12 protein-coding genes are annotated in these 11048 nt (G+C 61.4%); 8 read left to right on the top strand and 4 right to left on the bottom strand.

The features are described from left to right. The first annotated feature begins 377 nt into the window (after positions 1-377). From MPJ51_RS20610 to MPJ51_RS20595, 4 genes are all read left to right on the top strand, one after another. Positions 378-1118 carry a carboxyltransferase domain-containing protein gene (locus MPJ51_RS20610; RefSeq protein ID WP_298390761.1) on the top strand — a complete coding sequence of 247 codons (741 nt, stop codon included), beginning with the start codon at positions 378-380 and terminating at the stop codon, positions 1116-1118. Then, complete coding sequence (locus tag MPJ51_RS20605) at positions 1115-2113, top strand: biotin-dependent carboxyltransferase family protein (RefSeq protein WP_298390759.1); 999 nt, start codon at positions 1115-1117, stop codon at positions 2111-2113. The genes MPJ51_RS20610 and MPJ51_RS20605 overlap by 4 nt, the downstream gene beginning before the upstream one ends. A gap of 12 nt (positions 2114-2125) precedes the next feature. Then, positions 2126-2887, top strand: a complete 762-nt coding sequence (locus tag MPJ51_RS20600; protein WP_298390757.1) for a 5-oxoprolinase subunit PxpA — start codon at positions 2126-2128, stop codon at positions 2885-2887. A 151-nt stretch (positions 2888-3038) separates the two neighbouring features. Further along, the gene (locus tag MPJ51_RS20595; protein ID WP_298390756.1) at positions 3039-4286 is read left to right on the top strand and encodes a hypothetical protein; all 1248 of its coding nucleotides are present in this window, start codon (positions 3039-3041) and stop codon (positions 4284-4286) included. A 69-nt stretch (positions 4287-4355) separates the two neighbouring features. On the opposite strand, the gene MPJ51_RS20590 is transcribed toward MPJ51_RS20595, so the two are convergent. After that, positions 4356-5711, bottom strand: a complete 1356-nt coding sequence (locus tag MPJ51_RS20590) for a D-alanyl-D-alanine carboxypeptidase family protein (RefSeq protein WP_298390754.1) — start codon at positions 5709-5711, stop codon at positions 4356-4358. A gap of 279 nt (positions 5712-5990) precedes the next feature. Beyond that, the gene (locus tag MPJ51_RS20585) at positions 5991-6692 is read right to left on the bottom strand and encodes an HAD family hydrolase (RefSeq protein WP_298390752.1); all 702 of its coding nucleotides are present in this window, start codon (positions 6690-6692) and stop codon (positions 5991-5993) included. A 92-nt stretch (positions 6693-6784) separates the two neighbouring features. On the opposite strand from MPJ51_RS20585, the gene clpS reads away from it, so the two are divergent. The 4 genes from clpS to hemF are packed head-to-tail and all read left to right on the top strand — an operon-like array spanning position 6785 to position 9837. Continuing rightward, positions 6785-7126 (top strand): ATP-dependent Clp protease adapter ClpS, encoded by a 342-nt coding sequence (gene clpS, locus MPJ51_RS20580; RefSeq protein WP_298390750.1) that lies wholly within the window; start codon positions 6785-6787, stop codon positions 7124-7126. Between the two features lie 26 nt (positions 7127-7152). Then, complete coding sequence (locus MPJ51_RS20575) at positions 7153-8109, top strand: class I SAM-dependent methyltransferase (protein WP_298390748.1); 957 nt, start codon at positions 7153-7155, stop codon at positions 8107-8109. Positions 8110-8146: 37 nt separating this feature from the next. Beyond that, entirely contained in the window at positions 8147-8947 is an 801-nt protein-coding gene (locus tag MPJ51_RS20570) for an SDR family oxidoreductase (RefSeq protein ID WP_298390746.1), read from the top strand. A gap of 5 nt (positions 8948-8952) precedes the next feature. Then, complete coding sequence (gene hemF / locus MPJ51_RS20565; protein ID WP_298390744.1) at positions 8953-9837, top strand: oxygen-dependent coproporphyrinogen oxidase; 885 nt, start codon at positions 8953-8955, stop codon at positions 9835-9837. A gap of 2 nt (positions 9838-9839) precedes the next feature. On the opposite strand, the gene MPJ51_RS20560 is transcribed toward hemF, so the two are convergent. Continuing rightward, complete coding sequence (locus MPJ51_RS20560; protein WP_298390743.1) at positions 9840-10265, bottom strand: hypothetical protein; 426 nt, start codon at positions 10263-10265, stop codon at positions 9840-9842. Between the two features lie 96 nt (positions 10266-10361). Continuing rightward, positions 10362-11048: TOBE domain-containing protein (locus MPJ51_RS20555; protein WP_298390741.1), on the bottom strand; the 687-nt coding region annotated here is incomplete at its 5' end.

Below are 11048 nucleotides of genomic sequence, written 5' to 3'. Positions count from 1 at the left end.
CAGCGCCGGTGAAGGGGGTTCTAAGCATAACCAATCAAAGCCGCAAGTGGAAAAACACACCTTTCCGATCTTTTTTGAAAAAGGTTTGAAATATAAATTATTTCAATATCTTAACAGGATATCCCAACAACCCCGTCACCTCATTCTGGCATGATCCGGCCAGAGCGATAAGACGACTCGCTCCAGACCTTTCACCGATGGCACTATATATAGTGAGCTAGGCCCCTGGCCATACAAGCACCCTTCGAGTCGCGTGACCTGAATCGATTCATTTTCTGCCCCGAAATGCCCGGGCACCCCGCCGCAAAGCCTTGCGCATTCGCATCAGATGCGCTCAGGTCACCCGAGAAAACCGACCTTTGATGGCATACCGCCCGATGACCCAACCCACATCTTTTCCTCTGGTCCGCAATGTCGGCTATGATGGTGTGCTGATCACCTTCGCCGATACCATGACGGAATCGTCGAACCGCGCGGCGCTGGCGTTTCGGAATGCCATCGACGCATTGCAGTGGGAGGGTGTCTTTGAAACCTCGGCCTCGCTGGCGTCAGCCTTTCTGCGGTTTGACCCCCTGCAATTGCCCCATGCCGAGATCGAAGATCGGGTGCGGCAGGTTCTGAACCAGCAGGATTGGTACAAGGCTCCCCTGCCCGGCGGGCGTAAACTGTGGCGGGTGCCTACGGTCTATGGCACCGATCTTGCGCCGCAATTGGATGAAGCGGCAGCGGCGGCAGGCTTGTCCCCGACCGAAGCCATCCGACGGCTGAGCGCAACACAGGTGCGCGTTCTGACCATCGGGTTTGCACCCGGGCAGCCATATCTTGGCCCCTTGGGGCCTGAATTCAACATTCCTCGCCTCAAGGAACTGAACCCCATGGTGCCGGAAGGGGCGCTGGTGCTGGCGATCTCGCAATTCGTTCTGTTTTCCGGGCCAACGCCCACCGGGTGGCGGCATGTGGGGCAGACGGCGTTCCGATGTTTCCGTCCCGAGAACCCGCAGGCCTTTGCCCTGAACCCCGGGGATGAAATGCTGTTTCACGCAGTGTCGCGTGATGAACTGGAAAGCCTGCGCGCCGCTGGCACGGATGGGGCGGAGTGTCAGGAGATCACCTCATGAGCCTGACAGTCCGCTCCATCGGCCCGGCCTGCACGATACAGGACCAGGGGCGTATCGGGTATCTGGATCAGGGCCTGTCCCGGTCCGGGGCGGCGGACATTCTGGCACTGCATGAAGGGGCCGCGTTGCTGGGGCAGCGCCCGGACCTCGCAGCGTTGGAAATGGCCGGTATGGGCGGGGTGTTCGAAGCAACCCGGGACATGCAGATCGCCCTGACCGGCGCGCCGATGCAGGCGTCGGTCGATGGCAGCCCGTTGGTCTGGAATGCCTCGCATACACTGGCGGCTGGGCAGAGGTTGCAAATCGGAGCCGCCGCCAAGGGCACCTATGGCTATTTGCATGTGGGCGGCGGCATTGATAGCGCGCCCTTTCTGGCCTCACGCTCCACCCATCTGACCGCCAAAGTCGGGCGCGCTGTGCAGGCAGGGGATGACTTGCCGGTTGGCGCAACACCGGGCAAAGCGGGGCGGAAGCTGCGGGTCGAGGATCGGTTTTCGGGCGGGCTTCTGCGGGTTGTGCCCAGCTTTCAGACCGCGATGTTTGATCCCGCCACATTGGAACGGTTCACAAAGACCACATTCCAACGCGGTACGCGGGCCAACCGGATGGGGATGCAATTGGAAAGTGACAGCGAAGGCTTTGCCGCCAAGGGTCAGTTGAACGTCCTGTCCGAGGTCATAACCCCCGGCGATATCCAGATGACCGGAACCGGGAACCCCTTCATCCTGCTGCCCGAATGCCAGACAACCGGCGGCTATCCCCGCATCGCGACGGTCCTGCCTTGCGACCTGCCGCGCGCCGCGCAGACACCGGCGGGCGGGCAGTTGCGTTTTGAATTCGTAACCATGGAACAGGCCACCGCCCTGATGGCCGCCTTCGCATCCGATCTGGCCCGCCTGCCCGGACGGGTCGAGGCGCTGGTGCGCGATCCGCATGACATCGCTGACCTGTTGTCCTACCAATTGATCAGCGGAATGATCTCGGCCACCGAATAAGGAGAACTGCCCATGCCCAGCGTCGATCTGAATGCCGATATGGGGGAAAGCTTTGGCCCGTGGAAAATGGGCGACGATGACAGCCTGCTGAAGATCATCACCTCGGCCAATATCGCCTGCGGCTTTCACGCGGGCGACCCGGATGTGATGGCCCGCACGATGACGCTGGCTGCGGAAAACGGGGTTGGTATCGGGGCGCATCCCGGCTTTCCCGACCTGCAGGGCTTTGGTCGCCGCAACATGAAGGTGCCGCATGACACGCTGCGCAATCTGGTCCGCTATCAGCTGGGTGCCGCGATGGGCATGGCGCGGGCGGTCGGCACCGAAGTGCGCCACCTGAAACTGCATGGGGCGCTGGCCAATATGTGCTCGGTCGATCTGGACATGGCGCGGGCGTGTTATCAAGGGGCGCTGGATGTGGACCCCGATATCATCATCATGGTTCTGGCGGTGACCAAACAGGAAGAGGCCGTGCGCGAGTTGGGCTGCAAATGGGTCGGAGAGATCTTTGCCGACCGCGCCTATAATGATGACGGCACGCTGGTCGACCGCTCCCTGCCTGGTGCGGTGATCCATGACCCTGACCTCGCCGGTCCCCGCATTCTGAACATGGTGCGCGAAGGGGCGATCATCACCGAATCCGGCAAGCGGCTGGAGACCTCGATCGATACGATCTGCCTGCATGGGGATGGGCCAACGGCGGTTCAGATTGCGCGATCCGTGCGCGAAAATCTGATCGATGGCGGCGTGGAAGTGACGAAATTCACGCGCTAACCATCCGGGCGTAATCCTTGCCGCCCATCTACTTACTGTTGCCCGAACGGAATTCAGCCCCTAGCATGCCTGCAAGTGCATGTTCTGAATACCACAATTCCAGCAACCACCATGCCCGGCAATCCCCGGGCATGCGCAAGGAGGTGATTTCGTGTCCTTTGATTTGATGTCTTATGAACCCCGCGGGGACAAAAAGAATTCCGGGTTTTTCAACGAATACCTGCCGATGATCTATGAGCGACGCACCAGCTCGGGCATTGCCGATCAGGTCGGGCAGATGCGGGCGATTGTCATTCAGGTCGAAACCCACGCGCTGTTCGACACGATGGTCGAGCTATATGTGATGACCCCCTATCGTCACTCGGCCAGCTATCTGGGCACCACGCATAAATTCGCGGTGATGCATTCGCATTCCGATTACCCGGCGCTGATCCTGATGGCCCCGCTGAGCGAGATGTTCGAGGATTTCATCCCCCGCATCAACCGCATGTACCCTCTGGCGCGCGGCACGCCGCAGACGCGGTATGTGGGCGAGATCTTTGCGGCCTCGGACCTCAATGACCTGAGCAAGGTGCTTGAGGATCAGAATATTCGATTCGAATATTCTGGGGATACCGAGAACCCGTTTTATACGCTCGACGGGTTCCGGTTCACCACGCCATCTGATTTCACCTGCAACAGGGTCGGCTATTCGACGCTGGATTTCAACGACCCCGACAGTCTGGGGCTGGGCGACCGGGTGCTGCTGAGCGCCGATGAGCAAGCCCGTTTGGATCAGGCTGCTGCGTTTGGTGCCGACAGCAAGATCGCACCGCTGATGCTGGGCATCGACCATCTGGCCACGCGGGTGCTGGCCGGTGAGCGTGAGGATGCGATCCTCGAATTCCTGACGATGGTGCCCTATTACTTCTGGGGGGCGTACAATATCTTCGACATGAACTCGTCCACCAATGTGAACCGCAATGCCGATGTGGATGATGACAAGAAATCGCCCGCCAAGGTGTTCACCGCGAACAATACTCCGTCCTTTGTGAATTCCTTCGCCAAGCTGCCGATGCCGACCGAGGATTTCGTGCGCAATTTCGGCCGCCGCCTGCATCACATGGCGGTCGAGATTCAGGATGGCGACCACGCGGCGGGCGAGAAGAATGTGGATTTCGTCGTCAACACGCTGAAGGATGAGGGCGTGCCGTTTCTGGCCCATGTGGTGGGGGAATGCAAAGATGATCCGAACCTGAAACAGATCTTCTCGAAACATTCAAAACACACGCTGCTGATCACTGAATATATCGAGCGCTGCCATCACTATGATGGCTTCTTCACCAAGGACAATGTCGCCGCCCTGACCGCAGCCGCAGGGCAGGACGAACAATACGAACACGGCCATGTCTTCGACTGAGGCCTGGTAAAGAAAAAGGCTGTGAACTTGCGCTCACAGCCAGTGTTCAAGAGTGAAGTGTGTCGGGTCTTATGACGGCCCGATCATGAAACAGGTGACATTGCGCGCCTGCAGGCGGCGGCAGGCCAGATCGGCCTGTTCGCGGGTCATGCCCTGAAAGGTGGCCTCGAACCCGCGCGTGCTTTGGTTGACCTTACGCAGGGTGCCTTCCAGCGTCGTCATCTCGGACAGGGCGGTTTTCAGCAGGACCTTTTCAGCCTCGTACCGGGTGGTGTAGCGACCCACATTGACGCCCCACAGATGCCCGCCGGAGGTGGACAGGCGGGTGACGACCTCCTGCTCTGGCTCGGGCGCCGGGTCGGTCGAGGCCAGAACCAGATCCTCGGGCCGGGCTGCGGGGCGCGGCGTGCCATCGGTGGCCGCCGCGATTGCGGCGGCGATGCCGTTCTGGATGCGATCCCCGTTCTTGGCCGCCGTTTCGGCCACACTGGCAACCTGAACCGTTCCCGCAACGGGGCGCAGCACCGGACGCAGGCTGGTTTTGGGCGCGCCGCTCAGGCCCGCAACCGAAACACCCAAGCCCGCATTGCCCGCATAAGCCGGACGCGCCGGTTTGCGGATAGGCGCGCGCGAAGGCGCACGGCGGAAGCCCATATCCAAAAGCTCGGCCACTTTGGCATTGCGCGAGGCACCGGATTTGCCACCAAAGACGGTTGCGATGACCCGTTCATCCTTGCGCTTGGCCGAGGCCACAAGGTTAAAGCCCGCCGCGCGGGTATAGCCGGTCTTGATCCCGTCCGCGCCCTTGTAAGCCGCCAGCAGACGACGGTTCGTGTTCGGCACCGTCTTGATCCCGGCATGGGTCGATTGCCGCGAGAACAGGTTGTAGTACTGCGGGTAATCATACAGCAGATGCCGCCCCAGCGTGGTCATGTCCCGCGCCGTGGACAGGTGGCCAGATTCGGTCAGGCCATGGGCGTTCTTGAAGGTCGTGCGGCTCATCCCCATCGCTTTGGCGGTGCGCGTCATGCGGCGGGCAAAGGCGGCTTCGGACCCGCTTATGGCGATGCCGATGGCAGTGGCCGCATCATTGGCCGATTTCACCGCAGCCGCGCGGATCAGATAGCGGAACGCGATGGTCTGCCCGGTGCGCAGGCCCAGCTTGGAGGGCGGTTCGGACGACGCCTTTTTGGTGATCCGCACTGGGGTGTCCAGCGTAATCTCACCATTCCGCACCGCCTCGAACGCAATATAAAGCGTCATCATCTTGGTCAGCGAAGCCGGATGCAGCCGGGTATCGGCGTTGCGGGAATGCAAAACCTCACCGGTGCGCGCGTCGATCACCATCGCCGCGTAGGGTGCCGCCGCAACCTGTTGCGCGGCGCTGAACAGCAGCCACACGAATGCTATAAGAAGAAAGCCCATTCGGGCCGGAACTGTCCGCCGAATCTGCACGATCATTGCCTCTGTCTGCCTCGCGCCGCCGGGTTTTCCCGGTCAGCAAAATTTATTTTCTTGTGGGTAAGGCTAGCACAGGACCCCTTTAAAATAAACCGAAAGCTGGGTTTTCACGCTATTGTTTTACTGTGCCGACCACCCCAAGATGTGGTAGCTTTCGCCGTGCCGGGCACCACACTGGCCACTGACAAGCCGAGGGCGACAGTACGCCTCAGATTTTCTTGAAACTGAGGCCGCAGGGCAACATCAGCCCAGGCCCTGAACCAGCGACTCCAGTTGCCCGAGATCGGCCAGTTCGCGATAACGCGGGTTTTCGGTGGGCGTATCCGCCCTTTCGATATCCCAGACCAGCCCGTGCGGGACATAAACACCCCAGCATCCCGCCGCGATGGGTGCCACCACGTCCGAGCGCATGGAATTGCCCACCATCATCGCCGCCCCGGGCCCATCGCCATGCTGAGTGAAGACCGACCGATAGGTTTCGGGCGTCTTCTCCGACACGATCTCGACCGCGTCGAACAGCTCTCCCAGCCCCGATTGCGCCAGTTTGCGCTCCTGATCGATCAGATCGCCCTTGGTGATCAGAATCACCTTGTGGGTTTGGGCCGCCGCCTCAATCGCCTCGCGCGCATGGGGCAACAGTTCGATTGGATGGGCCAGCATCTCTTGCCCGGCTTCGATCAGTTGGCGAATGACCGAGGCCGGCACGCGATCCTCTGTCACCTCAATCGCGGTTTCGATCATCGACAGGACGAACCCTTTGATCCCATAACCATAATGCCGGATGTTGCGCTTTTCAGCGGCCAACAGACGCTCCATCAGGTGATCGCGGTCGGCGTGATCGGCCAGCAGTTCGGCGAAATGGGCTTGGGTCAGTTGAAAGAACCGTTCGTTATGCCACAGCGTGTCATCGGCATCGAACCCGATTGTGGTCAGCCCGTCATTCATTTCAAATCCGCCCGGTTGCTCTTTTCTCTGGCTGCCCTCACGTTATATAAGCCGGGAAATAAACCGAAGCGTGAATCGGATTCTTTAAAGCAATGATCGAAACCCCATGGATGATGTCTGACAAATCGGACGAGGATGACGATACGTCGGTCCTGGTTCAGACGCGCCCAAAAACCAAGCGCCCGCCGCTGTATAAGGTGTTGTTGCTGAACGATGATTACACGCCGATGGAGTTTGTCGTGCATGTGCTGGAACGGTTTTTCGGCATGACCCATGCGCAGGCGTTCGAGATCATGCTGACCGTCCATAAAAAGGGCGTCGCGGTGGTTGGCGTGTTCAGCCATGAGATTGCTGAGACCAAGGTGGGTCAGGTGATGGACTTCGCCCGTCGACATCAGCACCCGCTGCAATGCACCATGGAACGGGAAGAGTAAGGCCGACGCGCCTTCTGGAATTGCCCATGTCCCCTCGTCTCAGCCTCGCCTTGGAAACCGGCCTGTCCCTGTCGGAACCGTTAACGGTGATTGGTGCGACTCCGGAGCATGACCTGCCGCGCGGTGCCGAGGTTGTGCAACCGTTCAAACCGTTCCACGACCATTTCGTGACACTTGGGTTTGACGCCCGCCCTGAGGCGGATACCCCGTGTCATGACGCCATCGTATTCCTGCCCCGTGCCAAAGCGCTAGCGCGTGCCCTGATCCATCAGGCCTGCTCCCGCGCCAGTGGCACCGTGGTGGTGGACGGGGCTAAAACCGATGGGGTGGACAGCTTGCTGAAGGATATTCGCAAGCGGGTTCCCGTCGAAGGACCAATCGCCAAGGCCCACGGCAAGATTTTCTGGTTTCAATCTGACCCGCAGACCTTTGCCGACTGGGCCGCGCCCAAGGCGCAACAGGTCGACGGGTTCCACACCGCGCCCGGCGTGTTCTCCGCTGACGGGGTCGATCCGGCCTCGGCCCTGTTGGTCCAATCCCTGCCGCGCAAGCTGGGCCCACGGGTCGCCGATCTGGGCGCGGGCTGGGGGTATCTTTCGGCGCTGATGCTGGCCGATGACAGCATCAAAACCCTGCATCTGGTCGAGGCCGACCATACCGCGCTGACCTGCGCCCGGGCCAACGTCCCTGACCCGCGCGCGCAGTTTCACTGGGCCGACGCCACCACATGGACTGCGCCCGAGCCGCTGGACACCATCGTGATGAACCCGCCCTTCCACACCTCGCGCGCCGCTGATCCGGCACTGGGTCAGGGCTTTATCGCTGCCGCCGCGCGCCACCTGACCCGGTCGGGCGATCTGTGGATGGTCGCCAACCGCCACCTGCCTTATGAAGCCACGTTGGCGGAGGCGTTCCAACGCGTCGAAGAGGTCGCCGGCGACAATCGGTTCAAGGTGTTCCATGCCTCTCGCCCTCGGCGGTGATCCCGGTTAACGTGCCCCGCAACTCAGGAGGAAACGCATGTCCTTTTCCATCGCAGGCAAGACAGCGATTGTAACCGGCGGCGCCAGCGGAATTGGTCTGGCCATCGGGCGCCATTTCGCGGATGCCGGGGCCAATGTCATGTTCGCCGATATGGACGAAAAGCGGCTGGCCGAGGAACTGGGCGAGCAGGCCGATGACAGCAATATCCGCTATTTCAACGGCGACCTGCGCGAACGGCTGACCATCGCCAACCTGCTGTCGGCCACGCTGGATGCCTTTGATCAGGTCGATATTCTGGTCAATGGCGCACGGCAGGTGATCCCGTCCGATCCGCTGGATCTGGAGGACGATTCGGTGCGCACCCTGCTGAACCAGAACCTGATGCCCGCCTTGCGTTTAAGCCAGCTGATCTCGAAACGGATGATCAAACAAGCGGGCGATGATGACGAAAACCCGGCGGGGTCAATCATCAACCTGTCCTCGATCGCGGCGCGGCGCACGCATCCCGATCTGATGGCCTATTCCGTCTCGACCGCTGCGCTGGATCAGATGACCCGCTCGCTGGCCGTGGCGCTGGCCCCGAACCGCATCCGCGTGAATTCCATCGCGCTGGGATCGGTGATGAGCGCGTCGCTGCAATCGACGCTGAAGGACAACCGCGACTTCCGCGACGATATCGAAAAACACACACCCCTGGCCCGCATCGCCGCGCCCAACGAGTTGGTGGAAACCGCGCAGTTTCTGGCCTCGGACGCGGCAGGGTTCATGACCGGGCAAATCCTGACCATCGACGGTGGCCGCACCCTGCTGGACCCGGTCGCCGCCCCAGCCCATTGAAGACCATGTTTGATACCGAAAAATCCACCGCCTCCGCCTGGTTCCGCCAATTGCGCGACGACATCGTCGCGGCTTTTGAAGCGCTGGAAGACAGCCACGACACCGGCCCGTTTTCCGATGCCCCTGCAGGCCGGTTCGAGGTCAAGGAAACCAAACGCCAATCCGAGGACGGCTCGGATGCGGGTGGCGGGCTGATGTCCGTCATGCGCGGCGGGCGGGTGTTCGAAAAAGTCGGCGTCAATGTCTCGACCGTTTACGGCACGCTGGGTGACCGTGCACAGCAAGCCATGGCCGCGCGCAAGGGTATTCCCGGCATGACCGAAGACCCGCGATTCTGGGCATCCGGCATCAGTCTGGTGGCCCACATGCAGAACCCGCATGCTCCGGCGGTTCACATGAACACCCGCATGTTCTGGACACCGCTTGCCTGGTGGTTCGGCGGCGGGTCGGACCTGAACCCCTGCATCGAATATGACGACGACACGGCGCATTTCCACGCCACGCAAAAGGCCCATCTGGACCCCCATGGACCGGGCCACTACCCGCGCCTCAAGGATTGGGCGGATGAGTATTTCTACATCCCCCACCGCAAACGCGCGCGCGGCGTCGGCGGCATCTTCATGGATGATTACTGCACCGGCGACTGGCAGGCGGATTTTGCCCTGACGCAGGATATCGGTCGCGCCTTCCTGCCCGCCTATCTGCCCTTGGTCGAAAAGCGCAGGGTCCATGGCTTTTCGGGTGATGACAAGAACACCCAACTGGTGCATCGCGGTCTCTATGCCGAATACAATCTGGTCTATGACCGGGGCACGAAATTCGGGCTGGAAACCGGGCATGACCCGGACGCGGTGCTGATGAGCCTGCCGCCCCTGGCCAAGTGGATCTGATCCTAGAACCCGAAATCCAAAGTGTTGTCATAGCAATACCGCTGCGCTGATGCTGCCGACATATTCTCACCCACCCGTTTGACGGTGACCGAATACCCCGGATCGGTATCAGCCCCCGGCGGCGGCGTCAGTGTGAACAAAACCGTCCGGGCCCCGCGTTCATAGGCCCGCGAGACATAGATGCGCTGTGTCGCCTTTGTCCGCAGCGTGCGCATGGCATAATCGCCGACACCACACCAATACGCCACCGGAGCAGATGAGCCCGCCGCCTTTACCTGAATGACACCGTTCTCCAACGGTGTGACCTCGGTCTGATTGACCAGACCAAAGCGAACGCCGATGCCGACGGCCTGTGCCAGACCGGGGACGACAAGCACGGCGGCAAGACCGATGGCCTTCACAAGGTTCAAGAGACTCGGCTTTGTCATCACAATTGCCCTTATGTCCAAAAGATAGGGTTTGATAATGCCCTACCATCGCAGCATTGCAGCAGTTTGCGCAACACCCCGGGCCGGATCGTGACCTCAGGCGCCCGAGATGCGCCCACCCACATCCTGCGGGGCCAGTGCCACGGTCTTGATGACCGCATGACACGCACGACCCGGCTGCAAACCCAGTGCCTCGACCGAGCGGCGGGTGACGCGGGCCAGCACCACCCCCGCAGGCGTGTTGACCGAGACGATGGCGCCCGGTCCTTCACCGGCCCGGATCGCCTCGACCCGGCCTTCCAGCACGTTCAGCGCCGACAAGCCCTCGGGCGGTTTGCTGGACAGGATGACCTCTTGCGCAGGGATACGGATACGCAACGCCTCGCCAATCCGATGCGGGATACGCGGCAGGAACAGGCGCGCGCCGCCCGCCTCAAGCTCGGTCAGCCCGTCTTGGTGATGGGCCGCAACCGTGACCTGCAACAGGGCACCCACCGCGCGCACGCCAGCCGGGGCCACCGACGGGTCCGCCAGCACGTCCGAGGCCGGGCCATGGCGCAAGACCTTGCCATCCTGCAAGGCCACGACCGAGGTCGCCAGCCGCGCCACCTCGGCCGCGGAATGGGTGACGTAGAGGATCGGGACCGAGACCTCATCCCGCAGCCGTTCGAAATAGGGCAGGATCTCGGCCTTGCGGGCATCGTCCAGTGCGGCCAGAGGTTCATCCGCAAGGATCAGGCGCGGGCTGGCCAGCAGGGCGCGCCCGATGGCCACGCGCTGTTT

Origin of the sequence: Ruegeria sp. (assembly GCF_028066395.1) — a bacterium.
Classification (GTDB): Bacteria; Pseudomonadota; Alphaproteobacteria; order Rhodobacterales; family Rhodobacteraceae; genus Ruegeria.
This window is presented reverse-complemented; position numbering and strand designations above follow the sequence as displayed.

Bases quoted from the DNA above. Each gene is read 5' to 3' on its own strand.
- MPJ51_RS20610 (WP_298390761.1), top strand. From the start codon at position 378: ATGACCCAACCCACATCTTTTCCTCTGGTCCGCAATGTCGGCTATGAT.
- MPJ51_RS20605 (WP_298390759.1), top strand. From the start codon at position 1,115: ATGAGCCTGACAGTCCGCTCCATCGGCCCGGCCTGCACGATACAGGAC.
- MPJ51_RS20600 (WP_298390757.1), top strand. From the start codon at position 2,126: ATGCCCAGCGTCGATCTGAATGCCGATATGGGGGAAAGCTTTGGCCCG.
- MPJ51_RS20590 (WP_298390754.1), bottom strand. From the start codon at position 5,711: ATGGGCTTTCTTCTTATAGCATTCGTGTGGCTGCTGTTCAGCGCCGCG.
- MPJ51_RS20585 (WP_298390752.1), bottom strand. From the start codon at position 6,692: ATGAATGACGGGCTGACCACAATCGGGTTCGATGCCGATGACACGCTG.
- clpS (WP_298390750.1), top strand. From the start codon at position 6,785: ATGATCGAAACCCCATGGATGATGTCTGACAAATCGGACGAGGATGAC.
- MPJ51_RS20575 (WP_298390748.1), top strand. From the start codon at position 7,153: ATGTCCCCTCGTCTCAGCCTCGCCTTGGAAACCGGCCTGTCCCTGTCG.
- MPJ51_RS20570 (WP_298390746.1), top strand. From the start codon at position 8,147: ATGTCCTTTTCCATCGCAGGCAAGACAGCGATTGTAACCGGCGGCGCC.
- hemF (WP_298390744.1), top strand. From the start codon at position 8,953: ATGTTTGATACCGAAAAATCCACCGCCTCCGCCTGGTTCCGCCAATTG.
- MPJ51_RS20560 (WP_298390743.1), bottom strand. From the start codon at position 10,265: ATGACAAAGCCGAGTCTCTTGAACCTTGTGAAGGCCATCGGTCTTGCC.